The organism is Halorientalis sp. IM1011 (genome assembly GCF_001989615.1).
Classification (GTDB): domain Archaea; phylum Halobacteriota; class Halobacteria; order Halobacteriales; family Haloarculaceae; genus Halorientalis.
Map to the genome: position 1 here is coordinate 3,149,903 of NZ_CP019067.1, position 26,154 is coordinate 3,176,056.

General features: G+C 66.8%; 31 protein-coding genes. 15 read left to right on the forward strand and 16 right to left on the reverse strand.

Annotated features, from left to right (window positions below; genetic code table 11):
• The first annotated feature begins 65 nt into the window (after positions 1-65).
• A complete protein-coding gene (locus BV210_RS16350) occupies positions 66-245 on the forward strand; it encodes a hypothetical protein (protein WP_077207683.1) in 180 nt (59 codons plus the stop codon).
• Here BV210_RS16350 and BV210_RS16355 read toward each other — a convergent pair.
• Positions 242-646: a translation initiation factor IF-2 subunit beta gene (locus tag BV210_RS16355; protein WP_077207684.1), complete on the reverse strand. Its 405-nt coding sequence runs from the start codon at positions 644-646 to the stop codon at positions 242-244. The two genes, BV210_RS16350 and BV210_RS16355, sit on opposite strands and share 4 nt — an antisense overlap.
• Positions 647-868: 222 nt before the next feature.
• Here BV210_RS16355 and BV210_RS16360 point away from each other — a divergent pair, with 222 nt between their 5' ends.
• On the forward strand, positions 869-1,105 hold the full coding sequence (locus BV210_RS16360) for a UPF0058 family protein (protein ID WP_077207685.1): 237 nt from the start codon (positions 869-871) through the stop codon (positions 1,103-1,105).
• A gap of 106 nt (positions 1,106-1,211) precedes the next feature.
• Here the strand turns inward: BV210_RS16360 and BV210_RS16365 are convergent, their stop codons facing one another.
• The gene (locus tag BV210_RS16365) at positions 1,212-1,706 is read right to left on the reverse strand and encodes a DUF555 domain-containing protein (RefSeq protein ID WP_077207686.1); all 495 of its coding nucleotides are present in this window, start codon (positions 1,704-1,706) and stop codon (positions 1,212-1,214) included.
• 143 nt (positions 1,707-1,849) lie between these two features.
• Here BV210_RS16365 and BV210_RS16370 point away from each other — a divergent pair, with 143 nt between their 5' ends.
• Positions 1,850-2,758, forward strand: coding sequence for a DNA-3-methyladenine glycosylase (locus BV210_RS16370; RefSeq protein WP_077207687.1), 909 nt, complete (start codon positions 1,850-1,852; stop codon positions 2,756-2,758).
• A gap of 3 nt (positions 2,759-2,761) precedes the next feature.
• Here the strand turns inward: BV210_RS16370 and BV210_RS16375 are convergent, their stop codons facing one another.
• Positions 2,762-3,310, reverse strand: a complete 549-nt coding sequence (locus BV210_RS16375; RefSeq protein ID WP_077207688.1) for a hypothetical protein — start codon at positions 3,308-3,310, stop codon at positions 2,762-2,764.
• Positions 3,311-3,501: 191 nt separating this feature from the next.
• On the opposite strand from BV210_RS16375, the gene BV210_RS16380 reads away from it, so the two are divergent.
• From BV210_RS16380 to BV210_RS16400, 5 genes are all read left to right on the forward strand, one after another.
• On the forward strand, positions 3,502-3,783 hold the full coding sequence (locus BV210_RS16380) for an acylphosphatase (RefSeq protein ID WP_077207689.1): 282 nt from the start codon (positions 3,502-3,504) through the stop codon (positions 3,781-3,783).
• Positions 3,780-5,219, forward strand: coding sequence for a bifunctional ADP-dependent NAD(P)H-hydrate dehydratase/NAD(P)H-hydrate epimerase (locus BV210_RS16385; protein ID WP_077207690.1), 1,440 nt, complete (start codon positions 3,780-3,782; stop codon positions 5,217-5,219). The genes BV210_RS16380 and BV210_RS16385 overlap by 4 nt, the downstream gene beginning before the upstream one ends.
• The gene (gene moaC, locus BV210_RS16390; RefSeq protein WP_077207691.1) at positions 5,212-5,790 is read left to right on the forward strand and encodes a cyclic pyranopterin monophosphate synthase MoaC; all 579 of its coding nucleotides are present in this window, start codon (positions 5,212-5,214) and stop codon (positions 5,788-5,790) included. The genes BV210_RS16385 and moaC overlap by 8 nt, the downstream gene beginning before the upstream one ends.
• A 113-nt stretch (positions 5,791-5,903) precedes the next feature.
• Entirely contained in the window at positions 5,904-6,722 is an 819-nt protein-coding gene (locus BV210_RS16395) for a M48 family metallopeptidase (RefSeq protein WP_077207692.1), read from the forward strand.
• Positions 6,722-6,958 (forward strand): hypothetical protein, encoded by a 237-nt coding sequence (locus tag BV210_RS16400; protein ID WP_077207693.1) that lies wholly within the window; start codon positions 6,722-6,724, stop codon positions 6,956-6,958. Before BV210_RS16395 ends, BV210_RS16400 begins: the two co-directional genes overlap by 1 nt.
• On the opposite strand, the gene hflX is transcribed toward BV210_RS16400, so the two are convergent.
• Positions 6,955-8,271: a GTPase HflX gene (gene hflX, locus BV210_RS16405; RefSeq protein ID WP_077207694.1), complete on the reverse strand. Its 1,317-nt coding sequence runs from the start codon at positions 8,269-8,271 to the stop codon at positions 6,955-6,957. The genes BV210_RS16400 and hflX overlap by 4 nt on opposite strands.
• Before the next feature lie 166 nt (positions 8,272-8,437).
• Between hflX and BV210_RS16410 the strand changes: the two genes are divergently transcribed.
• Positions 8,438-8,773, forward strand: a complete 336-nt coding sequence (locus tag BV210_RS16410; RefSeq protein WP_077207695.1) for an FUN14 domain-containing protein — start codon at positions 8,438-8,440, stop codon at positions 8,771-8,773.
• A gap of 9 nt (positions 8,774-8,782) precedes the next feature.
• Here the strand turns inward: BV210_RS16410 and BV210_RS16415 are convergent, their stop codons facing one another.
• The 6 genes from BV210_RS16415 to BV210_RS16440 form a co-directional block, all read right to left on the reverse strand.
• The gene (locus BV210_RS16415; protein ID WP_077207696.1) at positions 8,783-9,871 is read right to left on the reverse strand and encodes a hypothetical protein; all 1,089 of its coding nucleotides are present in this window, start codon (positions 9,869-9,871) and stop codon (positions 8,783-8,785) included.
• The gene (locus BV210_RS16420) at positions 9,864-10,784 is read right to left on the reverse strand and encodes a S49 family peptidase (protein ID WP_077207697.1); all 921 of its coding nucleotides are present in this window, start codon (positions 10,782-10,784) and stop codon (positions 9,864-9,866) included. The genes BV210_RS16415 and BV210_RS16420 overlap by 8 nt, the downstream gene beginning before the upstream one ends.
• A gap of 126 nt (positions 10,785-10,910) precedes the next feature.
• Entirely contained in the window at positions 10,911-11,636 is a 726-nt protein-coding gene (locus tag BV210_RS16425) for a ribosome assembly factor SBDS (protein ID WP_077207698.1), read from the reverse strand.
• 88 nt (positions 11,637-11,724) lie between these two features.
• The gene (gene psmA, locus BV210_RS16430) at positions 11,725-12,525 is read right to left on the reverse strand and encodes an archaeal proteasome endopeptidase complex subunit alpha (protein ID WP_077207699.1); all 801 of its coding nucleotides are present in this window, start codon (positions 12,523-12,525) and stop codon (positions 11,725-11,727) included.
• Between the two features lie 2 nt (positions 12,526-12,527).
• Positions 12,528-13,004 (reverse strand): Rpp14/Pop5 family protein, encoded by a 477-nt coding sequence (locus BV210_RS16435; RefSeq protein ID WP_077207700.1) that lies wholly within the window; start codon positions 13,002-13,004, stop codon positions 12,528-12,530.
• Positions 13,001-13,636, reverse strand: coding sequence for a class I SAM-dependent methyltransferase (locus BV210_RS16440; RefSeq protein WP_077207701.1), 636 nt, complete (start codon positions 13,634-13,636; stop codon positions 13,001-13,003). Before BV210_RS16440 ends, BV210_RS16435 begins: the two co-directional genes overlap by 4 nt.
• 133 nt (positions 13,637-13,769) lie before the next feature.
• Between BV210_RS16440 and BV210_RS16445 the strand changes: the two genes are divergently transcribed.
• Both BV210_RS16445 and BV210_RS16450 read left to right on the forward strand, forming a co-directional pair.
• On the forward strand, positions 13,770-14,774 hold the full coding sequence (locus BV210_RS16445; RefSeq protein ID WP_077207702.1) for a nicotinate-nucleotide--dimethylbenzimidazole phosphoribosyltransferase: 1,005 nt from the start codon (positions 13,770-13,772) through the stop codon (positions 14,772-14,774).
• The gene (locus tag BV210_RS16450) at positions 14,771-16,081 is read left to right on the forward strand and encodes a cobyrinic acid a,c-diamide synthase (protein WP_077207703.1); all 1,311 of its coding nucleotides are present in this window, start codon (positions 14,771-14,773) and stop codon (positions 16,079-16,081) included. The genes BV210_RS16445 and BV210_RS16450 overlap by 4 nt, the downstream gene beginning before the upstream one ends.
• A 74-nt stretch (positions 16,082-16,155) precedes the next feature.
• Here the strand turns inward: BV210_RS16450 and BV210_RS16455 are convergent, their stop codons facing one another.
• The 3 genes from BV210_RS16455 to BV210_RS16465 form a co-directional block, all read right to left on the reverse strand.
• Complete coding sequence (locus BV210_RS16455; RefSeq protein ID WP_077207704.1) at positions 16,156-16,482, reverse strand: hypothetical protein; 327 nt, start codon at positions 16,480-16,482, stop codon at positions 16,156-16,158.
• 72 nt (positions 16,483-16,554) lie between these two features.
• Positions 16,555-16,911, reverse strand: a complete 357-nt coding sequence (locus BV210_RS16460; RefSeq protein ID WP_077207705.1) for a four-helix bundle copper-binding protein — start codon at positions 16,909-16,911, stop codon at positions 16,555-16,557.
• A gap of 98 nt (positions 16,912-17,009) precedes the next feature.
• The gene (locus BV210_RS16465) at positions 17,010-17,834 is read right to left on the reverse strand and encodes an alpha/beta fold hydrolase (RefSeq protein ID WP_077207706.1); all 825 of its coding nucleotides are present in this window, start codon (positions 17,832-17,834) and stop codon (positions 17,010-17,012) included.
• A 156-nt stretch (positions 17,835-17,990) separates the two neighbouring features.
• Here BV210_RS16465 and dacZ point away from each other — a divergent pair, with 156 nt between their 5' ends.
• Positions 17,991-18,803 carry a diadenylate cyclase DacZ gene (dacZ, locus tag BV210_RS16470; protein ID WP_077207707.1) on the forward strand — a complete coding sequence of 271 codons (813 nt, stop codon included), beginning with the start codon at positions 17,991-17,993 and terminating at the stop codon, positions 18,801-18,803.
• Positions 18,803-19,582, forward strand: a complete 780-nt coding sequence (locus tag BV210_RS16475; protein WP_077207708.1) for a mechanosensitive ion channel domain-containing protein — start codon at positions 18,803-18,805, stop codon at positions 19,580-19,582. Before dacZ ends, BV210_RS16475 begins: the two co-directional genes overlap by 1 nt.
• On the opposite strand, the gene BV210_RS16480 is transcribed toward BV210_RS16475, so the two are convergent.
• A complete protein-coding gene (locus BV210_RS16480) occupies positions 19,579-20,133 on the reverse strand; it encodes an acyltransferase (RefSeq protein ID WP_253741548.1) in 555 nt (184 codons plus the stop codon). The two genes, BV210_RS16475 and BV210_RS16480, sit on opposite strands and share 4 nt — an antisense overlap.
• A gap of 114 nt (positions 20,134-20,247) precedes the next feature.
• Between BV210_RS16480 and BV210_RS16485 the strand changes: the two genes are divergently transcribed.
• A complete protein-coding gene (locus tag BV210_RS16485) occupies positions 20,248-21,366 on the forward strand; it encodes a GNAT family N-acetyltransferase (protein ID WP_077207710.1) in 1,119 nt (372 codons plus the stop codon).
• Here the strand turns inward: BV210_RS16485 and purD are convergent.
• Entirely contained in the window at positions 21,363-22,652 is a 1,290-nt protein-coding gene (gene purD, locus BV210_RS16490; RefSeq protein WP_077207711.1) for a phosphoribosylamine--glycine ligase, read from the reverse strand. The genes BV210_RS16485 and purD overlap by 4 nt on opposite strands.
• 104 nt (positions 22,653-22,756) lie before the next feature.
• Here purD and BV210_RS16495 point away from each other — a divergent pair, with 104 nt between their 5' ends.
• A complete protein-coding gene (locus BV210_RS16495; RefSeq protein ID WP_077207712.1) occupies positions 22,757-24,898 on the forward strand; it encodes a thioredoxin domain-containing protein in 2,142 nt (713 codons plus the stop codon).
• 68 nt (positions 24,899-24,966) lie between these two features.
• Here BV210_RS16495 and BV210_RS16500 read toward each other — a convergent pair whose 3' ends face one another.
• Entirely contained in the window at positions 24,967-25,947 is a 981-nt protein-coding gene (locus BV210_RS16500) for a hypothetical protein (RefSeq protein ID WP_077207713.1), read from the reverse strand.
• Between the last annotated feature and the right edge of the window lie 207 nt (positions 25,948-26,154).

A 26,154-nucleotide genomic window follows, 5' to 3' on the forward strand; every position in this document is an offset into this window, starting at 1 on the left:
GGCGGAACGCGCGAGACGAACCGGCGACAACCTTTTTCACGCTGCCGCGTGTCAACAGGTCACACATGACCGAGACCTACGTCCGGTTGCTCTGCCCGGAGTGCAAGAAGGGATGGGAGTCCTCCCCCACCGAGCTCCCCTCGCACAAGCGGACGTTTCACTGCCCGAACTGTCACGCGAGCCGGCGGCTCGCGGAGTTCACCCGCACCGAACACGATCTGGAGACGCTGAAGACGCTGAGCTAGCCGCTCGTCGAGGAGATCGCGCCACAGGCCTCACACCGCAGCACCAGCGCCCCGCGCTCGCGTTCGAGTTTCGTGTCCGGCAGCCCACACTCCGAACAGAGGACGAACTCGTCGACGTACTCGTCGAGTGACTCCTGAATGCGGCTCTGTCGGAACTCGCCGGTGAGTCGGGCGCGGCCGCTCTCGTCGATGTGGCCGCTGGTCCCGAGGTCGTTCTGGAGGAACTTCACGACGTGGTCGTCCTCGCGGCCGAGCCGCGTCGTCGTGTCCTGAAAGTTCTCGTAGACCGTGACGTTACCCTCCTGGCGCACTTCCGGTTCGGGCACGTCGAACCGGTCGCTACTGCCCTCGATGTCGGGTGTCTGCTCCATCGCCCGGTCGAGTTGATCCTCGTAGTCCATATCGGTCAATGCCGCGGACGAGCCAAAAACCTTTCAGCCGAGCGCGCGCCAGCCTCGACTCCATACATACACCGGTTGTCGGAGAGTAAACAACTCTTCGCCAGTTCCGTTCCGATCAGTAATCACTTGAAAACCCGTCTATGGACGGCGCTACGGACGGGGAGTGTGTTAACGGGACTCAGAGTAGTACTATAACCCTTCAGTCGTTACGAATGGGTGACCATGAAAAAGCAGGAGCTCATCCATCTTCACGGCCTGCTTGCACAGGTACAGAACCACTACGAAGAGAAAACAGGTAACGAGGTCGACCACGACGAGTACGAGCGCGTGGGCGTTCGACCGACCTCGATCCACATGTCCAAGGACGATCACAAGGACGCCGTCTTCGCGCTGGCCGGCGGTATCGTCTCGGAGATGGTCGAGGAACCGTCCGAACAGGTTCCAGCCGCTGCCGACTGAACCGGTTCTCTGCGTTCTCGCGACATAATCACTCCGGAGCGACAGCGTTGCCCGACGACGGACGACACACGCGTCTCCGGTGGCAGGCTACCCGTCGAAACCCGCGTTACTCGTCGATGAGCTCCTCGAACTCGGGCAGCACTTCGCTGTCCCGTTCGTCTCGCTCACTGATCGTGTCGTCCGACGTGATCTCCTCGACCGTGGTCTCGGTCTCGGCCGCCGATTCAGTTTCGGACTCGTCCGTCTCGTCCTCCTCACCCTCCTCGTCGATCGCCTCTATCTCGAGTACGTCGAGCGGGATGTTCTCGAGGCGCTGACCGATCTCTTTGCGGGCGATCCGTGCGGCGTGTTCCTCGCGCTCGACGTTGAAGACGGTCATCTCCAGTTCGAGTGCGACCAGACTCTCGTCCGCTGCGATGAAGGCGGGCTCCTGATCTTCGCCGCAGTGGGGACAGGTGCGCTGGCCCATGTTGATCTCGACGTAGTTGAGATCCGGATTGAGCATCTCGCCGGTCTTCGAGATGGCGATCCGGACCGCTTCGTCCGGTGTTTCGACGTCGTAGACCGGGACTGCGGCCTCTACGACAACTCTGCAGTTCATAATTTGCTGTTGGCTGTCCTACGATAAGAAGATTGGTGTCCGTTCACGCGGTATTCAGTGCCTTATCGGGATCCCGAACAACGGTTCCGTCGGTGAGTTCGATCTCGAAACCCCCATACCGATCCGGCCCGTCCCGACCGACGATGCGACGGGGCCGAATCGACGCGAGGACTTTGGCCGGCGGCGTCGACCTCCAGTCGACCGTCGAGAGCGGGCAGTCCTATCTCTGGGCGCGCGAGGACGGCGCCACCTACGAAGACGACCGGGCACACGGCGGTGACGCCTGGTACTGGACGACGACCCGCCCCGCCGACCGCGACGAGCCAGCGGTCGTCCGGGTTCGACAGGTCGACGGCGCACTGGAGTGGGAGTCACACGTCGACGCCGAGCCACACCTCCGGCGCTTGCTGCGCCTCGACGACGATCTCGACGCCATCCGCCACGCGACCCCCGACGACCGGCTCCTCCGGGAGGCCTTCGAGACCTACCGCGGGATGCGCGTCGTGCGTGACCCGCCGTTTGGCGCACTGATCTCTTTCATCTGCTCGGCTCAGATGCGAGTCGGGCGTATCCACGACATGCAGATCTCGCTCCGCCGGGAGTTCGGTGAGCCGGTGACCTTTGACGGGGAGACCTACTACGCCTACCCGACGCCCGAGGCGCTCGCCGACGCGACGGAGGCCCAGCTTCGCGAGGTAGGACTGGGTTACCGCGCGCCCTACGTCCAGCGCAGTGCCGAAATGGTCGCCGATGGGACGGCCGACCCCGCCGAGGCGCGGACCCTGTCGTACGAAGACGCTCGCGAGTTTCTCACGCGGTTCGTCGGCGTCGGTGAGAAGGTGGCCGACTGCGTCCTGCTGTTTTCGCTCGACTTTCTCGAAGCCGTGCCGCTGGACACCTGGATCCAGACGACTATCGAGGAGTATTATCCCGACTGCGACCGGGACTCCTACGCCGAGACCTCGCGGGCGATCCGGGCGGCCTTCGGCGACGAATACGCCGGGTACGTCCAGACGTACGTCTTCCACTATCTCCGCAACGGTGGCGAGTGAGGACTATTCCTCTAGCTGGAACGTCATCGACGCCGTGTCTGTTTCGCCCGAAGTAGTATCGCGAACGGTCACCTCGGCGCGGTACTCGCCGGGGTCCCAGCCGGACGTTCCGAAAACCTCCGCCGTCTCCCAGGTGCTGTATCCCGACCGAGTGACCGACCGGTTGATCGTGCTCGTGTCGTCGGAAACCTGCTCGTCGCTCCCGTCGTAGACCGCGATGCGTCGCTCCAGATTCACGGACTTGCTGTGGGCGAACGCGCGGTACTGGTAGGCGATCTGGATGTCGTCGCCGACCGTGGCCGACGAGACGGCTTCGCTCTTCGTGTCACCGGGGCGATCCCAGTCGGGGGCGAGCGAAAGCGCCGTGATCTGTGGTGCCGTGCTCGTCAGGTCGGTCCGGGCCGTCTGCGTCGGCTCGACGACGTTCGGGTTGGCGTCGTCGGTCTCGGTCGAGGTCCCTGTCGAGTTCGGTGTCGACTCCGATTCCGTGCCGGAACACCCGGCCAGTCCCAGAGCGGCCGCTACCGTCGTGAGGTAGACTCGTCGCTGCACGGCGTCGGCTCCGGGTGGGGGAGACATTATTATAAACTGGCAAAGACCGATCGTCGGACATCCGTCGTGCGTCCGTCGGACGTTTAGCCACCCATTAGTCACCGTATCGCCGCCGTCACCCACCTCGAACACCGATAGTTCGGCCGGCGGGAGAGCCCAACGTTTTCTGCGGGGCGGGCGAAGGGACGCCCATGAGCGACCGCGTCCGCGCGCACGTCTACGTCACCGGGAAAGTACAGGGGGTCTACTACCGCGCGAACACCCGCGACACCGCCCGCGAACGGGGCGTCGATGGCTGGGTGAAGAACCTCGACGACGGCCGTGTCGAGGCCGTCTTCGAGGGGGGCGAGGGGGACGTGGAGTCGCTGGTCGAGTGGTGTCACGACGGGAGCCCCCGGGCACGGGTCGACGACGTGACGGTCGAGTACGATGATCCCGAGGGGCTGGACGGCTTCGAGGTGAAGTGGGAATGATGGGCGTCCAAGAGCAGGCCATCCTCGACGAGAACGCCGCGGCGCTGGGCGTCCCGCAGAAACAGTTGATGGAGTCCAGCGGCAACGCCGTTGCGCGAGTCGTCCGCGACGTGGCCGATCCCGATAGCGAGGTCGCCGTCGTCGCCGGTCGCGGGAACAACGGCGGCGACGCCTTCGTCACAGCGCGCTTCCTGACGGACTACGACGTGACCGTCCACCTGCTGGGTCGTCCCGAGACGATCACGACCGACATCGCACGGGAGAACTGGGAGGCGCTCCAGCGTGCCGAGGTCGACGCCCGCGAGGCCCGGGACTCGACCGACCTGGACCTGGCCGACCCCGACGTGGTCGTCGACGCGATGCTGGGGACCGGCGTTACGGGCGCACTCCGTGAGCCGGAAGCCACCGCAGCCGAGCGTATCGCCGAGACCGACGCCACGGTCGTCGCCGTCGACGTGCCCTCCGGGATCGACGCCGACACCGGCGAGGCGGCGGGCGTGGCCGTCGACGCCGACCACGTCGTCACCTTCCACGACCAGAAACCGGGACTCACCGAACTGGACGCCGACGTGAGGGTCGCCGACATCGGCATCCCGGAGGCGGCCGAACTGTTCGTCGAGCGTGGCGATCTCCTCCGTCTCTCCCGGGATCCGTCGAGTCACAAGGGTGACCACGGCGAAGTGTTAGTGATCGGCGGCGGCCCCTACACCGGTGCGCCGGCCCTCTCGGCACGGGCCGCGTTTCGCACCGGGGCCGACCTCGTTCGGGTGGCCTGTCCTTCCTCGGTCGCCCGCGAGGTACAGGGCTTCTCCGAGGGGATCATCGTGCGCCCGTTCACCGGCGACCTGCTCGAACCGGACCACGTCGACCAGTTGCTCGACCGGGCGGTCGAACACGACGTGGTAGTGATCGGCCCCGGCCTCGGGAACGCGAAGGGGACGCTGGAAGCCGTCGCGGAGTTCCTGGACGAGTTCGACGGCCGGGCCGTGGTCGACGCCGACGCCCTGCAGGTCGTCCCCGAAGTCGACACCGACGCGAGCCTGCTGTGTACGCCCCATCAGGGCGAACTCCGAAAGATGGGCGGCGAGACCGACGACGACTGGGAGCGACGCGCCGATCTGGTCGCCGAGTTCGCCGCCGACGTCGATCAGACGCTGCTGGTCAAGGGTGCCTACGACGTGATCAGCGACGGCGAGGTGACGCGAGTCAATCGAACCGGGAACCCGGGGATGACGGTCGGCGGTACGGGTGACGTGCTCGCGGGCGCGTCAGGGGCGTTGCTCGCGACACAGGAGCCGATTCACGCGGGCGCAATCGCCGCCTACGCCAACGGCCGGGCCGGCGACCTCGCCGTCGAGGAGTACGGGCACGGCCTCGTCGCCCCGGATCTCGTAGACAGCCTCCCGACGGCGCTGTGGGGTGAGAGCGATGCGTGACGGCGGGGACGACGGTGAGGACGAGGGCGCGGTCGGCGGTGAGGACGGGAGTCCCGACGACCCCCTCGACGAGGTCGGCGCGACGGCCGTCGAAGGGTCCGAGGAGTTGACCCACACAGACGACGAGGGGTCGGTCCAGATGGTCGACGTGGGAGACAAGCCCGACACGGCCCGGCGAGCGGTCGCGAAGGGTGAGATCGGCTTACAGTCCTCGACGATCGAGGCCATTCGTGACGATCAGGTCGAGAAGGGTGACGTACTCGCGACCGCCCGGATCGGCGCGATCCAGGCGGTCAAACACACCTGGGAGACGATCCCGATGTGCCACCAGATCCCGATCACCAACGTCGACTGCGAGTTCGACGTACGCGAGGAGCGGGTCCTCGCCACGGTGGCCGTCGAGACCACCGGCAAGACGGGCTGTGAGATGGAGGCGCTGGAGGGCGTGACGACGGGGCTGAACGTCGTCTGGGACATGGTCAAAGCAGCCGAGAAGGACGCGGACGGGCAGTATCCCGACACGGCGATTCGGAACGTCCGGGTCGTCGAGAAGCGAAAGCGCGAACTGTAGCGGCGACTGGCCGTCTCCCAATCGCTCGACCCCGTTCTGACCCTTCGAGTACTTTGTGGTTCTTCCCCAACCACGAAACATAAGTTCGAGAACGCCGAACTAACACCACAGCAATGCGCAACTTCGGACTCAAAGTGCGGATGGCGATCGTCGGCTCGATCCTGTTCGCCTTCTACACCGCGGGGATATCGTTCTTCTATCTGGTGTTCGGTGCACCGATACCGCTACTGATCGGGCTGAGCGTCGTGTTCGTCTTCGCCCAGTACAAGATCAGCAAGTGGTTCACGCTCCGGTCGCTGAAGGGCCAGGAGCTGCCCGAGGACCAGTTCCGCGAACTCCACCGCTTCGTCGAGCAGACCAGTCGGGACATGGGGATCGAAAAGCCCGACCTCTACCTCGTCGAGATGGGCGTCCCCAACGCCTTCGCGCTGGGCCGACGCGGGAACGGCACCGTCGCCGTCTCCCGTGAACTGCTCGGCGTGCTCGAACAGGACGAGGTCGAGGGCGTCGTCGCCCACGAACTGGCCCACCTCCAGAACCGCGACTCGATCATCATGCAACTGGGGCAGGGCATCGCTTCGATCATCGGCTTCGCCGCCTACTTCGCGGTGATCCTGTCGGGCGACAACGAACTCGTCGACATCTTCATCGGCATGATCGTGAGCAACATCGCGCAGATGCTGGTGATGGTCTTCGTGTTCGCCGTCTCCCGCCACCGCGAGTTCGTCGCCGACCGCGACGCCGCGGAGGTTCTCGGCCGCGGTGACCCGCTCGCCCGCGCGCTGGAGAAAATCTCCTCCAGTGCCAGCCGGGCGGAACCGACCCCCGAAGCCAAGGAAGTCAACGCGCTCTGTATCTTCGGCGGGGGAAGTAGCCTGCTGTCGACCCACCCCTCCACCGAGAAGCGGATCGAACGCCTCCGCAGTTACTGATGGTCGCCCGCGAGCTCATCGCGGCCGTCCTCGGCGTCGGCTTCGGGCTCGTGCTGATCGGATTCCCACAGGCGTTCATCCGGTCGTGGACCGCCGGCCGCCGCCGACCGGACCGCACCGGTGGCGAGTACGGCGAGGACGCGACGTTCGACGACAAGTGGCTCTGGGCGGTCCGCGGTCTCGGCGTAGTCGTGGCACTGATCGGCCTCGGATTCGGGGCGACGCTGTACCTCTAGGCCGACTCGGCGGCGACGAGGTCGCCGGCCTTGGCCCGTGATTGCTCGACGATTTTCGGCCGGGCCTCGAACTCGATGACCACCTGCTCGCCGTAATCGACGGTGTCGACGTGGGCGTGGTCGTGGATCCACGAGACGACGCTCATCGTCTCGTCGGTCATCGGCATGACGAGACGCTCGCGCTCGAACGGCGGGAGTTCGTGGTCGATGCGATCCCTAAGTGCGTCGACGTTCTCGCCCTCCCTGGCGCTGACCGCCACGGGGTTGGGAGCCAGCGCCGAGAGCGCCTCTCGCTTGCGTTCGAGTTCCTCGTCGTCCACCCGATCGATCTTGTTCAGGACCGTGACGATGGGGGCCTGATTGCGCTCCGAGAGGGTGTCGTGGCTGGTGACGAGTTTCTCCCGGATCTCCTCGATCGGTTCGCTCACGTCGACGACGAGGAGGACGAGGTCGGCCCGGTAGACCGCGTCGAGCGTGGACTTGAACGACTCGACCAGCCAGTGGGGCAGGTCCGTGATGAACCCGACCGTGTCTGTCACGAGCACGTCCCGGCGATCCATATCGGCCTTCCGGGTGGTCGTGCCCAGCGTCGTGAACAGGCGGTCCTCGCTCTCGGCAGTCGTATCGAGGTCGGGGTGGAGCTCCTCGTTCTCGTCGATGTCGAGGTCCTCGGCGAGTCGGCGCAACAGGGTCGACTTCCCGGCGTTGGTGTAGCCCGCCATCGCGACGAGGTCGAACCCCGATTCGCGGCGCTGTTCGCGCCGGTGTTGCTCGGTCTGTTCGATGTCTTCGAGTTCGTCCCGGATGCGCGAGATGCGGGCCTTGATGTCCCGTTCTCGGCTCTCGTCGTACTCACCGAGCCCCATGAATCCGGGGCGTTCCTCGCGTTTGGCGAGGCTGGCCTTGGCCTCGGCGCGGGGCAGTTCGTAGCGCAGTTCGGCGAGTTCGACCTGGAGCTGTGCCTTCCGGGTCTGTGCCCGCTGGCCGAAGATCTCCAGAATGAGGCGGAAGCGGTCGATCACCCGCCGGTCCTCGGGGAGGACGTTGCCGAGGTTGTAGGTCTGGTAGGGGCCGAGCTGATTGTCGAAGATCACGACCGTCGCGTCCTCGCGGGCGGCCGTCGCCGCGATCGTCTCGGCTTTCCCCTCCCCGACGTGCATCGCGGGGTCCTCGGTCCGGGTCTGGGTCACCTCACCGACGACCTCGTACCCGGCGGCCCGGGCCAGATCCCGGATTTCGCTCGTGTCGGCCGTTCCCGAGTCCACGCGCTTGGCGATGACCGCTCGCTCGGTCTCCGTGTGGTTCGCCGTCACTTACCCGAACCTACGGCGTGGTGCTATTTAAACACAGGGCCACCACTCCAGTACGGTTCCTGTCGGTCCACCGGCAGCTCCTTCCCCGGGCCGCGTCTGACAGGCGTCAGCGGGCCCCTGTGGGCACAAAAGTCTTATATCGGCGCACTCGGATAACTGATGTGACATGGTAGATCCAACGTTGCTGCAGGTCGCCGGGCTGGACCCCCAGCAGATCGGTATCGAGGTCGGGGGCGGCGCGGTCATCGGCGGCATTATCGGCTTCGCTGCGAAGAAAATCGCCAAGATAATCGCCGTCATCGTCGGCCTCGAACTGGCGCTGTTCAAGTTCCTCGAAACCAAGGGGATCCTCGCCGTCAACTGGGAGGCGATCACCGGTGCGGCGAACGACGGCGCGGATCAGGCCGCCGAGGCTCCCGGCTGGATCATGAGTCTACTCTCGGCACTCCCCGTGACGGCGGGCTTCAGCGGCGGCTTCCTCGTCGGCTTCAAAAAAGGATAATTCGAGTTCTCAGGGCGCGACCGGTGTCGCGGTCGACGGTGCGGGCGGCGTCGTCTCGTTGGTCGGCGGTTGCCCGGTGGGGGGCGTCCGAGGCGGTTGTGCACCCGGCGGGACACCCGGACGCTCCGTTCCGGTCGGTGTCGGTTTCGGCTCTTTCTGCCCGTTCACGAGGAACTCCGCGAGGTTGCTCACCAGCACCTCGTTATCGGCGTACTGGTAGTTCGAGGGCGTGAGGAACGACGTGTCGCCGATCAGTGCGACGTCGTCGTTGACCGCGGCGACAGGATAGGCGGCCTGCTGGCGGGTCGTCGACAGCGAGGTCCGCTCGGTCGCCGACAGCGCCACCGACGCCTCCTCGCCGACGGAGAGCGCCGTCGGTCGGTCGAACATCACTCTGTCCACGCCCTCGGTGAGCGGACCGTCGCCCGACGCGGTGGCGTAGACGTTCTGGTAGTTGTTCCCGTTCTCGTACATGTTGTACAGGTAGCCCGTCGACAGGCCCATCCCGAACCGGGAGGACAGCGGCGTCATCTGGCTCGCAGACTGCGTACTCGTCACGGGGCCGAGGATACTGACGATGCTGGTCGTCGCCGAGGTGGGTTCACCCAGCAGGGCGACGCGGCCCCCGCGGTCGGCGAAGTCGGCGATCCCGCGCCGCGCCGCGTCGGTGAACGGCCGACCCGGCGCGATCACGAGGAACGCGTCGGCGTCGCGTAGCGACTGGTTGAGCGGACTGCTCGATCCGGGACCGGACGACGACGGGGCGCCACCCGGGCCGCCTCCGCCGTGGAACCGCACTTCGTAGCCCGCGCTGACGAGCGACTCGACCAGCGGTTCGATCTCCTCGCGGTCGAAGTCGTTCTCGTGTGCCCGGTCGATCAGGACGACCTTCTCCTCGCTTCCGGCCTCGACGCTGACCGTGCCGGTCTGATTCACGTCTCCCGGGAGGATGTTCCCGGGCTCGAACGCGGCCGGGTCCTGCGGTCGCGGATTCGCGTCGCCACCCGGTGACGTGACCAGCGGTGAAACCGCGGCGACGGCCAGTACGAGCGCGAGGACGACGGCGAACACACCGACGAGTCGAGCGACGTTAGTCATCGGTACTCACCTCCGCGTGCTCGGGAGTACCGTAGACAGCGAGATACCGAGGTGTCTCGACCCCGCTGTAGTCGAACGGCGAGTCCTCGACCACCACGACCCGGTCGCCGGTGCCGTTGTGCTGTCCGATGACGAGTCCGAGACCGGGCTGTTCCGGGGGCTCCATCCGGACGATACCGTAGTTTTCGAGGCCGGCCTCGTCGGCCGCTCGCTGGATCGCGGCGTCGAGTCCGCCGATCTCGTCGGCGACACCGTTGCGCTGGGCCACAGCACCGGCGTACACCTTCGCGTAGGAGAGTTGCTCCCGTTCGAGGTCGAGTCGCTCACCGCGGTGGTCATAGACCATGCCGACGAACTCCTGGCGGAGCATCTCGACGCGGTCGCGGAACTCCGCTTGCGTCCCGCCAGCGCCCTTGTCCGGACCGGTGACGATCTGACTCCCGGCGGCCCCGCCGGACGGCTGGGTCCCGACCACGCCGACGCTCCCGACGATAGAGCCGGGGGTGACGTAGATCCGGCTGGCCGGTAACATGGCCATGTACGCGCCGGAGGCTCCGGTACCGGTGACGCTCGCCACGACCGGGATACCGGCCGCTCGCGTTCTGTTCACCGCGAGATACAGCGATTCACTCGCGGGGACGGTTCCACCGGGACTGTCGACTTTCAGGACGACAGCCTGGATCGACTCGTTCTGGCGGGCCTCTCGCAGGTTCGCGCCGATCTGGTCCGCCGTTTCGCCGGTGATGGGCCCCTCGACGGGGACCACCGCGACCGAGTCGGGCGTGTCCTGTGTCGCCCCTTCCGTGAACTGCATCACCTGGGGGGCCAGGAACACGCCGATCAGGACGGCGGCGACCGCGACCGCCACGTACAGCCACGTGGACGTTCCAGTCGCCTCGTTTTCTGCTGACATGATGCAGCCCGACCGTCGGGACACTCACGTAGAAGGTTTTCTAAACTAACAACTAGTTCTCGAAAATTTCCACGGAGGGCGACGGTACAGCCTCAGTGATACGTCAGAAGTACTGTCAGATCCCGGTCAACGCGTGGGGATGTCGTCCTCGTCGGAGATGATCCGGGTCTCGGCCTCGCCGCTGGTGTGTTCGTTGACCACGTCGTAGAACTCGTTTTGCATGCCAGCGGGGAAGGTGATGACGCCGACCCAGGAGCCGTCGGACTGCCACTCCTCGCGTTCGAGGTCGCCGAACTGCCGGATCTGGGCCTGTGCGGACCCGGCGTAGTCCGGTGGGACCTGCACGGCGACGGTCATCTCGTCGAACCGGATCGGAATGACGGGTCGGAGGAGATCGAGCGCCTCGTCGACCTGGTTCTCGGCGGGTTCCATCGGGTCGACTTTGAACCCCGCCTCTTCGAGTGCGTTCTCGATGCGTTCGGGCGGGTGGGGTGCGTCGTCCATCTGCGGGTTGACGGCGTTGCGGGTGATGTGCTGGACGAGCTGTTTGTGCTTCTGTTCCTGCATCTCCTTGCGCTGTTCGGCCGTGATCTGAATCTCCCCGTCCGCTACCACCTGTGGGATGATCTCCATCGGATCGGTGGTGTCGAACACCTCTTCGAGGGCGTTCTCTGGCGGACGATCACCTCGCGAGGCGTCCTCGAACACGTCCTCGGCGGCGATGACGTCCTCGAGTTCGCCGTCGAACTCGCCCCGCTTGATCGCGAGTGCCGCGTCAGGATCGATCAACACCTCGAATCGCTCCCCGTGGGACTCCAGTCGGGCCGTCACCGCCTCGTCGAGTGAAATCATACCCGAGGGTTGTGTTGCCCGGTTAAAAGGTGTTTCCCGGTTCCCGACCGGCGTTTTCGCAACCCCACGGCGGGAACGGTCCCCGCGGTTACTCCTCGGTCGCCTCGTCGTCCGGCTCTTCGCCCTCCGCAGCCTCGCTCTCGGCGTCGTCTTCGTCCGCGAGCAGGTCCAGATCGAGGAGGTAATCCTCGATTTCGTCGTCGGTGAGTTGGCGATACTCCCGATCCTCGACGCCGACAGTCGCCAGCCCGACGGCTTCGGGGCGGAGCGCGTCGTCGTTGACCGAGCCGAGTGCTTCGAGCGCTAGCCCGATGGCCTCGTTCAGATCGATCCCCTCGTCGTAGTGGTCTTCGAGGTAGTCCCGAACCTCGCCGCGGTCGGACCCGACGGCCAGTGCCTTCCACTCGTATGGGGTGCCAGAGGGATCGGTCTCGAACAGGCGCGGCTCGCCGTTGGCGTCGATGCCGCCGACGATCAGCGCGACGCCGAACGGCCGTGCACCGCCGATCTGCGTGTACTGCTGGATGTGATCGGTGACGTCCTTGGTCAGCGTCTCGACGCCGATGGGTTCGCCGTAGCGCAGCCGGTTGACCTGTGCGTTCCGGCGCGCGAAGTCGATCAACTGGCGCGCGTCGGCGACGTGACCGGCGCTCGCGATCCCGATGTGGTCGTCGGCCTTGTGTAACTTCTCGACGCTCGACCGCTCCATCAGCGGGGACCGAATACGCTTGTCGACCGCGAGGACGACGCCGTCGGCGGCGCGGATGCCGATGGACGCCGTGCCGCGCTTGACGGCCTCGCGTGCGTACTCGACCTGATAGAGGCGACCGTCCGGGGAGAAGATGGTGATCCCCCGGTCGTAGGCCTGCTGTTGTGATTGTCCCTGCATGGTTACAAATCGAGTGTGGTCGCGCCCGCGAACGCCGATTCGAGTCGGACGTCGGCGCGGCCCTCCCGCACCACCGCCGTCCGCTCGGCGTCCTCGAAGACGACCGTGCTCTCGTCCGTGGATTCCGGATCTGCTCGTATATACTTTTCCTCACAGGCACGGACCGTCCCGCTCACGCCCGCCACTCGCAGCCCCACGGGGTGGCCGTCGACGGCCTCGACCGCAGCGATCGCCGCCCGCGCCCGGTCGACCTCGTCGCGGCGCGTCCGCACCGCCGCCCAGCCGTCGCCGTCCCCGAAGGAAAAGCGGACGACCGTCAGGTCCACGTCCGCGCTCGCCGCATCGCCGAGCAGGTTCTGGGCCGCGTACCAGAGGTGGTGCTGAAAGTCCCCGCGGTCGACGTCGGCGTCCGGCCAGCCCTCGATGGCGACAGCGAGATAGCGCCACCGCGGCCGGAGGTGTTTCGGGAGGTGTTTCATCGGTCCTGGGGCGTGACGGTTCGCTCGGCCGGGACACGTTCCGCGACCAGCACACCCACTTGCCCGTGGACCCGCTCGACCGTCGTCAGCGCGAATCCGGCGTCGGTCAGCGCGTCGGCGAGCGTCCCGACCGTGGCCGGATCGTCCACCTCGGGCGTGTAGAATGGCTCGTCGGGGTCGGGTTCGTCGAAGAACATCACGTCGCCCAGCACGAACCGGTCGGGATCGAGGTCCGCGATCACCTCGATCGCCTCGCGCTTCTCCTCGTCGCTGAGGTGGTGCATCGCGAAGTTCGTCGTCACCACGTCGACCGATTCGTCGACGTCCGGCTCGCGGAACCGTCCGGTCCCGAAGGAGGCGTTCTCGATGCCGCGCTCGGCTGCCTTCTCGCGTGCCTGCTCTAGCATCCCGTCGCTGATGTCACGGCCGATCACGCGTCCGGCCTCGGGCGCGATCTGCAGCGCGATGGCACCCGTGCCGGTCCCCAGGTCCAGCACGGTGTCGTCGGCGTCGGCCGCGGCGTGTTCGACGACCAGCCCCGCACAGGCGCGGTACTCCGGGGTCTCGTCGTCGTCGTACGCCTCGGCCTTCTCGTCGAACCGGGCGGCGTGTTCTTCGAGGCTCTTCTTCATACTCAGGCCAGGGCGGGCTCGCCAAAAAGTCCCTCGCTCACCGTGCCCCAGCGGCGGCCCGACCGAACGAGTTAAAGCTGAGTTGGAGTAACTACGGTACCATGGAACGACGGGTGAGCCCGCCGTGCGACTGATGCTCGTCGCGGGCACGACGCGGACGGCCCGTATCGAGGGAATCAGCGCGGCCGGCGCGGATCAGGGCCTGCTGGTTCACACGCCCAGCGCCGACGCAGAGATCGTCACCTACGGCGAGCCGATCCGCGCGCCGGTCGTCCCGGTGAGTCCGAGCGGCTGTCCCACACCGGCGGTCGTGACCCGCGCCGTCCGGGAACTGCTGAATCTGGACGTGACGGTCGTCGACGGGGGTCTCGCGGAGCCGACCGGTGCGCCGACGGTGACCGTCGGTGCCCGGCCCGGGAACGACATTCGCGAGCAGGATCCGGTGTCGACCGCGCCGGGCGTCCTCGCGGCGGCCCGCGAGTTCGGGCGATCGGTCCCCGACGACGAGGTGTACCTGGCCGAGACCGTCCCCGGCGGAACGACGACCGCACTGGGTGCCCTCCGCGCGCTCGGCGAGGACCCGGCGGTCTCCTCCTCGCTCCCCGAGAACCCGCTGGAACTCAAGCGGGAGGTGGTCGAGGAGGGGCTGGCCGCGAGTTCGCTCGGCCCGGGCGACGCGGCGGGCGAACCCCCAGTCGCGCTCCGGCGGATGGGCGACCCCGTACTGGCGACGGTCACCGGCCTGCTCGTGGGCCTGGTGGAGAACGATACTGCGATCACACTGGCCGGCGGGACCCAGATGCTGACCGCCGCCGCGCTGGCGCGCCACGCCGGCGTCGAGACCACGATCCGGCTGGCGACCACCTCGTTCGTCGCCGACGACGAGAGCGTCGATCTGGAGGCGGCGGCCCGGGATCTCGACATCGACCTGACCGTCACCGATCCCGGCTTCGAGGCCCGCGATCACCCTGCGATGGACGCCTACGTCGCCGGCGAGGCCAAAGAGGGCGTCGGCATGGGCGGCGCGCTTGCACTCGCCGACGCCGCCAGGATCCCGATGGCCGACGTTCGTGAGCAGATCGTCACCGTCTACGATCGCCTGCTGGACGGTGCGGAGACGACCGAACCCGAGGCATGAGAGGACTCGTCCTCGGCGGCACCAGTTCCGGCGTCGGCAAGACCGTCGCGACGCTGGCTGCCATCCGAGCGTTCGAGGATGCCGGGCACGCCGTCCAGCCAGCCAAGGCCGGCCCGGACTTCATCGATCCGAGTCACCACGCCGTCGTCGCCGACCGCCCGTCCCGGACGCTGGATACGTGGCTCGAAGGCACCGACGGCCTCCGGCGCAACTACCGTCGCGGCGAGGGCGACCTCTGTCTCGTCGAGGGCGTCATGGGCCTGTACGACGGCGACGGCTCCAGCACGGCGATGGTCGCCGAGGCGCTGGACCTGCCTGTCGTCCTCGTCGTCGACGCGAAAGCCGGCATGGAGAGCGTCGCGGCGACGGCGCTGGGGTTCCGAGAGTACGCGGCCCGGATCGACCGCGATATCGACGTGGCCGGCGTGATCGCCCAGCGCGCCCACGGCGGCCGCCACGCCGACGGCATCCGCGACGCCTTGCCCGACGAACTCGACTACTTCGGCAGGATCCCGCCGACGCCCGAACTGGAGATTCCGGACCGTCACCTCGGGCTGGAGATGGGCGACGAATCACAGGTCGACGACAACGCGCTCGCGACCGCCGCCGATCACCTGCGCGTCGACGCCCTGCTGGAGACGGCGCGGGCACCGCCCGAACCCGCTGGGGGAGTCGATACCCACGAAGGCACCACTGACGCCCGTATCGCCGTCGCCGAGGACGCCGCCTTCTGTTTCACCTATCCGGCGACGCTGGAACGGCTCCGCGACCGGGCCGAGGTGGTGACCTTCGCGCCGACCGCCGGTGACGACCTGCCCGATTGCGACGGTGTCTACCTCCCCGGCGGTTACCCCGAACTCCACGTCTCGGAACTGGCCGCGAGTCCGGCCCTCGACACCATCGGCGAGCGCGCCAGCGAGGGCCTGCCGATCCTCGGGGAGTGCGGTGGACTGATGACGCTCTCGGAGTCGCTGACCACCGCCGACGGCGAGACCGGCGAGATGGCCGGCGTCCTCCCCGCGGAAATCGAGATGCGGGACCGCTACCAGGCGCTCGACCACGTGGAGTTGCGGGCGACGGAGGAAACGCTCACCGCCGATTCCGGTGGGTTCCTTCGGGGGCACGAATTTCACTACAGCGAGGCGTCGGTGGGCCGAGACGCTCGCTTCGCCTTCGAGATGGAACGGGGCGACGGGATCGACGGCGAGCGCGACGGGCTGACCGAGTACCGGACGCTCGGCACCTACGCCCACGTCCACGCCGAGAGCGGGGCGTTCGACCGGTTTCTGGACGCGGTCGAACTGTAGCAACCGAGGTGCTTCGACGCCCGGCTCGGTCGCTCAGGAGACCGACCCCGTGCTCGTTTCACCGGACTGTGACGTTACGAATCACGTCCATCCGTTCTGTGGCTCGAACCCTCGTCTGAACGCGTCCGCAGTTGCCGGACCAGATTCAGGTGCATGAGATGGAGGTGCATTCCGATGCCGAACAGCAACAGCCCCATGCCGACGAATATCAGCGGCATGAGGATCGCATCGACGGCACTCGCGACGGAGTCGAGATTCGACGGCAATACCACGAGGACTGCGAGGACGAACGCGCCGAGGATCACGGCGAAACCGGCCTTGACGAGTCTGGAATATCGCCCGACCCGCTGGAGTCGGTCCTCGATCTCCGTCGTACTCGTGGAATCGTCGTCTGGGACCATCTATCTCTGAACGCGATTCCGGGATGAATTGCGTGGGTGACAGGGTAGAGCCATTCCCATCCGGATTCCCGGTTATGCGTTCGCCATTTCCCGGCAGGTTTCGGCGCACTCCGGCAGGACCTCGGCACAGACCTGACAGTGCTCGGCGTCGTGGTTGCTACACTCCTCCGCGCAGGCCTCGCATGCCTCTGCACAGGCTTCTGCGAGCGTGGAACTGTACTCCGAGCCACGGGCCATGAATCGGGCGTGCAGCGACGTGAGGTCGGCGACGTCCCGACAGAGACGGGCGCACTCCTCCATGTCGGGATCGCCGAGACACTCGTCGGCGCACCACTCACACACCTCGGTCGCCTCGTTGCAGTTCTCGATGCACTCGCGCTGTTCGTCGGTCAGGCTATCGATTTTGTCGACTGTTTCTGCAAGAGACATTGCGTCCGGAATTCGTCGGACGTGAGCGTAAGTAGCATGCCTGCCTGTGCAGGGCGGGTCTACCCGCCACGAAAACATCGAGCGAAGCCGGACTCGGTTCAGTAGACCTCCTCGAGGAACTCCCGGATCGCGGCGTTGGCGGCGTCGGGGTTCTCGGTGTTCGAGGAGTGCCCTGCCTCGGGGATCACCTCCATCCGGGCGTCGGGGAGCTGGTCGACCATCGGCTCGGCGCGTTCGGGTTCGATCGACACGTCCTCGGCACCGTGGGTGATCAGGACGGGCACGTCGATCTCGTCCAGTCGGTCCTCGACGCCGGGGCGGTGGAGCCAGGACTTGACCTCGTCGTGGACGGCCTCACCGGGGTAGGTCAGCCAGCGGTCCTTCCAGTGCTCGACGAGGTCGGTTCGCTCCTCGATGGAGGTCTGGCCGAACAGCATGTGGGAGACGGCTTCGGCCATCGGATCGGGTACGTCGCCCTCCGATTTCGCCGTTTCGACCATGTCGCCGTACTGCTCCCGTTCGGCCTCGTCGTGGGGCGTCGCCATGCTGTCGATCAGGACGATTCCGTCGAGCATATCGGGATATCTGAGCGCGAAGCGCAGCGCCATGAACCCGCCCATCGACATCCCCGCGAGGACACAGGAGTCGATATCTCTGGCGTCCATGAGAACCCGACAGTCGTCCGCCAGATCGTCCAGATCGTAGGGCCCCTGGAAGCGGTCGGTTCGGGCCCGGAGGTTGTAGGCGATGGTCCGATACTCGTCAGAGAGGGCCGAAAGCTGGGGTTCGAACATCGTCCAGTCCATCAGGGTCCCGTGGGCGAAGACGACGGCCGGTCCGGAGCCGCGCTCCTCGGAGACGGTCTCGGTGCGGTGGTGGTACAGCCGTGTCGCTGGATCCGGGTCCTCGGGCAGGTCTGACATGCCACGGACCACGGCGGCGGGGGATATAAGACCTGTCGCCCAGTCGTGGGGTCGTGGGCGTGGCGCTGTGAGTTCGTGCCTGGGGGTCTGACGGATGCAGGACGGGCGCACGACGAGGCCACAACATTTAATCGGATCAGACGGATCCATACGGCAATGAGCGACTTGCGTGAGCTACTCGGGGGTCTCGTGTCCGACGTGGACGCCGTCTTCCTGTTTTCCCCGAGCAGTTCGTTCTACGAGGACTTCGAGGGCGAGGACGACACGCTGGTCGTGGTCGTCGCGCCCGACAACGCCGTCGGAGCCGAGGAGTTCGTCGAACTCCCGCTAGAGTTCAACGACGTGGCCAGTCGCGTCCGGTACGGTGTCGAGGGTGCGCTGGATCAGGACCTCGTCGACGACGGCGACGACATCGCCTGCGCCATCAAGACCTTCGACGAGGACATCGACACGGTGATGCGGGTCAAGGCCAGCAACTTCGATCCCTCCGGCGTCTACGGCCTCTTCGTCAACTCTCGGGCCGAACCAGCCGTCATCCGCGACGTGCTCGAAGTGGCCGTCGAACTCGGGAAGAAAGGCCAGAAGGGCAAACCCGTCGGCGCGCTGTTCGTCGTCGGCGACGCCGGCAAGGTGATGAACAAGTCCCGCCCGCTCAGCTACAACCCCTTCGAGAAGTCCCACGTCCACGTCGGCGACCCCATCGTGAACGTGATGCTCAAGGAGTTCTCCCGGCTCGACGGCGCGTTCGTCATCTCCGATTCGGGGAAGATCGTCTCCGCGTACCGGTACCTCGAACCATCCGCGGAGGGTGTCGACATCCCGAAGGGGCTCGGCGCGCGGCACATGGCCGCGGGAGCGATCACCCGGGATACGAACGCCGTCGCGATCGTCCTCTCGGAGAGTGACGGACTGGTGCGGGCGTTCAAGGGCGGTGAACTGATCCTCGAACTCGATCCGGAGGAGTACTGATGAGCGCTGCCGAGGCGGTACTGCAGTACCTGACGAGTTCCCCCTTTCTCGCCGCGAGCGCCATCTTCATCGTCGGACTGATCTCGGGCTACCTGCTCGGGGAGTTCGTCCGACGAGCGTTGCGAGCGCTCGGCCTGCCGGGCGTCGTCGAAGGGACGGCCTTCGAACGGAGTGCGCGCGGCCTGGGAACCTCGACTGTCGGTCTGCTCTCGCAACTGGTCGCCTTCTCCGTGTATCTGGGAGCGACCATCGCAGCGCTGGACGTAGCCGGATTACTGGTGATGGCCGCCGTCCTGCCTTTCTTCGCCGCCTTTCTCCCGCAGGTGTTCATCGCCGTGCTGGCGGTCATCGCGGGACTGGTCGTCGGCGACAAGGCCGCCCTGCTGGTCAGCGAGCACCTCCGGGGCGTCAAACTCCCGGAGGCCGGCCTGATCCCGACGCTGGTCAAGTACAGCATCTTCTACATCGCCGCGCTCATCGCGCTGAACCAGCTCGGCGTCGCGACGCGGGCCCTGCTCATCCTGCTCGCCGCGTACGTCTTCGGCATCATCTTCCTCGGTGGGATCGCGTTCCGCGACCTGCTGTCGGCCGGCGCGGCCGGCGTCTACCTCCTCCTGAACGAACCCTACAGCATCGGCGACGAGATACGCGTCGGCGAGCGGACCGGCATCGTCCAGGAAGTCGACCTCTTCGTCACCCACGTCGAGGACGACGGCACCGAGTACATCATCCCCAACCAGCAGATCCTCCGCGACGGGATCGTCCGCATTCGCGACTAGACGACCTCTGCCGGCACGCCCGCGACCGTCGTCTCGGGCGGGACGTCCTCGGTCACCAGCGAATTGGCCGCGACCTGCGCTCCGGTACCGATCTCGACCCCAGGAAGAACCACCGCGCCCGCGCCGATCATCGCCCGCTCGCGAACGACGACCTCACCGGTCCTGTACTCGTCCTGCAGGAACTCGTGACAGAGTAGCGTGGCGTCGTAGCCGATGATCGCCTGATCCTCGACGGTGACGAGTTCGGGCCAGAACACGTCCGGCGTCGATTCGAGGCCCCAGGACACCCCGTCGCCGACGGTGACGCCGATGCGGCGCAACAACCAGCTCTTCAGCCGCAGGCTCGGCGCGATCCGCGCGAGAACGATCACGACGTAGTTGCAACAGACCCGGAGGAAACTGCGCGCTTCCAGCCAGTGCTGGAGGGAGTTCTTCGGCCCGCTCGTCGCGTGGACTGTCGTTGCGGCGTGTCGCTCCGGCCTCTGGCCGTCGGTATCGGCGTCCCCGTCGCCCGTTCCGGTCCCCGAACCGGTCGCTGGATCGTCGGTCACGGCCATCCATTCGACGGCGACCGACAAGAAAGGTACCCATCGTCCGTCCGTAGCCGGTGCCTATCCCGGGTATACACTGCATAGTAACCCGTCAGGGAGCCGTCGACACCATGGATGGAGTCGACTGCTACCGCACGCGGCGAGCAGGAGTACGCGATCCGTCCGTTCGCGGCCGGCGACGAGTCGCGCTTTCTCGACCTCTACGAGACGGTCTGGGGCCACGGGCGGACGAGCGAGTGGTTCGACTGGCGGTTCCGGGCGAACCCGGCGGCCGACCGGGTTCGCATGATCCTCGCCGAGCGCGACAGGACGCTCGTCGGCGCGGAGGCTGTCCTCCCCTACCGTCTCCGGGTCGGCGACGAGACGGTCTCCGCACTCCAGCCCGTCGACTGGATCGTCCACCCGGACCACCGCGGGGCTGGTCTGGCGACCCGGATGACCGAGTCCCGTATCGGACGCGACGGCGACGCCGCACTCTACTTCAACTTCCCCACACCGGCCCTGCGACCGTTGCTGTCGAAGTTCGGCTGGCGGACCGTCTCCCGACCGACGACCTACTACCGCGTCCAGGACCCGGCCGCGGTCGCGGCCCGCCGGGGTGACGGACGCACGACGCGAATCGCGGGTCGCCTCCTCGCGCCTCTCGTCCACGGATATCTCGACTACCGGGACTGGCAGGCCGCGACACCCGACGACGTGGCCGTCGAGCGACTCGATGGCGTACCGGCGGCGACGCTCGCAGCCCTCTATAGTCGGGCCGTACCCGATCGGATCCACGTCGTCCGGGACGAACCCTACATCGACTGGCGCTTCTCGAATCCGAACTGGGACTGCCGGACGTACCTCGCTCGCCGTGACGGCCGTCTCGTCGGCGGTCTCGTCACCTGCTCGGACACGGTCGACGGTGTGACCACCACGCGGCTGGCCGACGCCCTCCCGCTTGTCGGGGGTTCCGACGACGTCTTCGCCGCAGTCGTCGCCGCAGTCGTCGCCGACACCCCGAGGGCGGCCGTCCTGACCGCGACGGCCGATCCGATCCCTGCCGAGGTCCTTGCCGACTTCGGCTTCCTCGCCGACGACACGGCCCCGCTGTCGCGGCTGGTGACTCGGTCCACTCACGTCACGAGGCCGTTGCCCTCGTCGGAATCGGGCGAGGGCTGGCGGCTCGGCGGCGTGGAGATCGACGACGCGGAAAACTGGTCCCTTTCGCCGTCCGATCAGGATATCGCCTAGTCGCGCAACTCGGCCATGTGGTCGATGCGGCGCTTGACGAGGTCGGGTTTGCCGATGTCGTGGCGCACGCGTAGCCCCTCGGTACCGGCCCGCTGGAGGGCGTCCTCGGCGACCTCCTCGGCCTCGGTGATCGAGTCGTCGACGCCGACGACGGCGAACGACCGTGAGGTCGTCGTGTAGATGCCGTCGTCGCGCTCGTCGACGGAGGCGTAGAAGAGAAGCGCGTCACCCGCCGAGTCCGCGTCGATCTGCACTTTGGCCCCCGATTCGGGGTCGGTCGGGTAGCCGTCGGGGACGGCGTACTTACAGACGGTGGCCTGCCGCTGGAACTCCAGTTTCGGGAGTTTCTCGTCGTCGCGGGCCGCCGTGAGCACGTCGAGGAAGTCCGTGTTGAGGATCGGGAGTGTGTTCATCGCCTCGGGGTCGCCGAAGCGGGCGTTGAACTCGACGACCTTGATGCCCTCTGCAGTGAGCATGAACTGGCCGTAGAGGACGCCCTTGTAGCCGTCCAGTGCGTCGACGACGGCCCGGAGCACGTCCACGGCGTCGTGGTACTCGTCTTCGGTCATGAAGGGGAGTTCCAGCGAGCCGTCGCTGTAACTGCCCATGCCGCCGGTGTTGGGCCCCTCGTCGCCCTCGTAGGCGCGCTTGTGGTCCTGTACGGCGGGCGTGACGCGCAACTCGCCGTTGGCGACGAACGCCTGCACCGTGAACTCCTCGCCGATCAGTCGCTCTTCGAGGACGATCCGGTCGTAGTCCGAATCTCGGATGTACTCTTTGGCCTCCTCGGCGTCGACCTGATCGCCCATGACACGGACGCCCTTGCCGCCGGTGAGACCGGCGGGCTTGATCGCGAGGTCGCCGTCGTACTCGTCGACGTACTCGCAGGCGGCCTCGGCGTCCCGGAACTCCTCGAAGTCGGGACAGCCCGGCACGTCGTGTTTCTCCATGAACCGCCGCTGAAAGCCCTTGTCCGTCTCGATGCGGGCCTCCTCTTCCTGCGGGCCGAAGGTGTAGATCCCCGCCTCGTCGAGCGCGTCGGCGACACCCGCTTCGAGGGCTGCCTCGGGACCGATGACGGCGAGGTCGGCCTCGACCTCCTCGGCGTAGGAGACGACCGCGGGGGGCGTCGTCGTGTCGAGCGTCTCGAACCCTTCCGAGAGGTCGGCGATACCGGGGTTGCGGTTGCCGGCACAGGCGTACAGGTCGGCGTCGGAGTCGGCGAGCGCGCGAGCGATGGCGTGCTCGCGACCCCCGCCACCCACCAGCAGCACGGTCTCTGTCATACGAAAGCCCGCGAACTACGCTCACGTAAGCGTTGCCATACCCCGCCGTGGCAGCCGAATCCCGCGTCCCCGCCCTCAAGTACCCGGCCCGTCTAGCCCGTCCCATGACCGACGCGGCCCCCACCGACCGCAACCGCCTCGACGGCGAGGAGAGCCCCTACCTCCGACAGCACGCGGACAACCCCGTCAACTGGCAACCGTGGGACGACGAAGCGCTGCTTGCGGCCCAGGCTCGCGACGACCCGATCTTCCTCTCGATCGGCTACTCGGCCTGCCACTGGTGTCACGTCATGGAAGAAGAGTCCTTCGAGGACACCGAGATCGCCCGCAAGTTGAACGAGGACTTCGTCCCGATCAAGGTCGACCGTGAGGAACGCCCCGATCTGGACTCCATCTATCAGTCCATCTGCCAGATGACGCAAGGAACTGGCGGCTGGCCGCTCTCCGTGTTCCTGACGCCCGACGGCGACCCCTTCTTCGTCGGGACGTACTTCCCGCCCGAGTCCAAGCGCGGGATGCCAGGTTTCGGTGAGTTACTCTCGGACATTCGGGAGAGCTGGGAGACCGATCGGGAGGGGATCGAACAGCGGGCCGAGAAGTGGACGAACGCGATCCGTGGCGAACTCGAAGAGACGCCCGAGGCGGCCGACGAGGCACCCGCCGAGACCCTCGATTCCGCGGCACAGGCGGCCCTCCGCGGGGCCGACCGCGACCACGGCGGCTGGGGCCGCGGCCAGAAGTTCCCCCAGGCCGGCCGCGTTCACGTCCTCCTGCGCGCCCACGACCGGACGGGCCGCGAGGAGTACGGAGAAGTCGCGACCGAAGCCCTCGACGCGATGATCGAGGGCGGCCTCTACGACCACGTCGGCGGCGGCTTCCACCGCTACTGCACGGACCGGGACTGGACGGTCCCCCACTTCGAGAAGATGCTGTACGACAACGCCGAGGTCCCCCGCGCACTGCTGGCGGGCTATCAGGCCACCGGTGACGACCGCTACCGCGAGTACGCGCTCGATACGCTCGATTTCGTCACGCGGGAACTCCAGCACCCCGACGGTGGCTTCTTCAGCACGCTCGACGCCCAGAGCGAGGGCGAGTCCGGCGAGCAGGAAGAGGGCGCGTTCTACGTCTGGACGCCAGAGGAAGTCCGCGAAGCCCTCGCGGAGACGGACTTCGACGCCGTGGACGCAGACACCGCCGCCGACATCTTCTGTGATCGCTACGGCGTCACCGAACCCGGTAACTTCGAGGGGAAGACGGTGCTGACCGTCGTGGCCGACATCGAGGACCTCGCCGAGGCCTACGACCTCGACGGAGAGACGGTCGAGACCGTCCTCGACCGGGCGAGGGAGGCCGCCTTCGAGGCCCGCGAGGATCGGCCGCGTCCTCGGCGCGACGAGAAGATCCTGGCCGGCTGGAACGGGCTGATGTGTTCGGCCTACGCCGAGGCCGGCCTCGTGGCCGGTCCCGAGGTCGCCGAGCCAGCCGTCGAGGCGCTGGAGTTTCTCCGGGAACACCTGTGGGACGCGGAGGAGCGCCGGCTCGCCCGGCGGTACAAGGACGGCGACGTGAGCGTCGACGGCTACCTCGAAGACTACGCCTTCCTCGCGCGTGGCGCGTTCGACCTGTACCAGGTTACGGCCGACACCGATCACCTCGCGTTCGCGCTGGAACTCGCGCGAGCCATCGAGGACACCTTCTGGGACGCCGAGGCGGCGACGCTGTACTTCACGCCTGCCGACGGCGAGGATCTGGTCGCACGACCGCAGGAACTCACCGACCAGTCGACGCCCTCCAGCGCCGGCGTGGCGGCCGACCTGTTGCTCGCATTGGATCACTTCGTCCCGCGGGAGGGTTTCGCCGACATCGCCGAGCGGGTGCTGGCCACGCACGGCAACGAGATCGAGTCCGGCCCGCTCCGGCACACGTCGCTCGTGTTGGCCGCCGACGGCTACGAACACGGCGGCTACGAACTCACCGTCGCCGCCGACGAACTACCCGAGGACTGGCGGGCCGCCGTCGGCGAGGCATACCTCCCGGGCCGTATCCTATCCCGCCGGCCGCCGACTGCCGACGGACTGGCAGAGTGGCTCGACCGATTGAATCTGGACGAGGCCCCGCCGATCTGGGCCGACCGTGACGCACGCGACGGTGACCCTACAGTCTACGCCTGTCGGGCATTCACCTGTTCGCCGCCGCGCCACGATATCGGAGCGGCGCTGGAGTGGTTCGATACTGAGGCCTGACGACCGCCCGCATCAACCGCTCCGCACTTCGGTACTGATCTCGGTTCGAGCGGACGACTGGCGCTGGCTCAATCCCACCAGTCGTCGTCATCGTCCTCTTTCTCATCATCGTCGTCGTCCCACCAGTCGTGGTCGTCGTCGCTCCCCTCGTCGTCATCGCCGCGATCCTCGTCTTCGTGTTTCTCGTCGTCGCGCTTCTCGTCGTCGTGGTCCTTCCCGCCGTCCTCCTCGCGGTCGTCCGTCTCGTCACCGTCCTCCCATTCGTCGCGTTTCTCCTCCCAGAAGTCCTCGTGATCCCGGCCGCTGAAGATGCTCTTGAAGAAGTTGGCACCTTCGTCCATCCACAGGGTGTGGCGTTCGGGATCGTCGAGTCGGCCCGAGAGCACCTGCCACTTCTCGACCTCGCCCTCGTACTCCTCGCCGTAGAGTTCGGCCTCCTCGTTGAACGATGGGTCGATCCGGAAGTAGAGGTCGTCGTCGAGGGGCCCGTACGCCCCGCCGTCGTTGCGACCGCCCGCCCAGGTCCAGTGGACGGTCTGGTGCTTCCCGTCGGTCTCCCACTCGTCGTAGTTGCTCGACGCGTCGTAGTCGTCGTCCCTGACGGTCCAGGACCCATCCTCGGGGAGGCCGAGGAACTCGAACGACGCCGCACCGCCGTCGTTGTCCCCGGTCCACTTCTCGTGGACGATCACCAGACTCACGTCGCCGTCCGGGCCCTCGTAGAAGAACATCGTACAGGTGTTCTCGCGCTGGAGCGGCTTCGTCCCCGTCGAACTGTAGTGGGTTCTGTCCCAGCCGTATAACTCCTCGACAGGGATCGACCCCTTCAGCGGTGTGAGCTTCAGGAACTTCTTCTCGAAGAACCACCGCTTCTGCAGGCAGTAGTAGGTCTTCTCGGATTTACCGTCCGCGACTTCGTCGAGATCCGGTTCGTCGTGATCCTCACACCCCGCGACCGCGACGCCCGTCGACGCGAGCGCACCTGTTCCCGCCGCGAGTCCAGCGATGAACTGCCGCCTGTCCAGTCCCGCGTTCGTGTTCCGTCGCATTGGCCGGGCTACACCGACGCCCCCCTTCGTAATATTCCGGATAGAACAGGTCAGGTAGCCACATACGGATCCTTCGTGCCAGAGACACGGCCCAACGCGGCCGGACGGACCGCCGATACCGACAGTCACGTTCGGAATGCAGTCCGTTCCACTCGTGGGGCCCGTCTTCGTGTCGGTAACTTGCAGGTCGGTAACCACCGGCTTCCC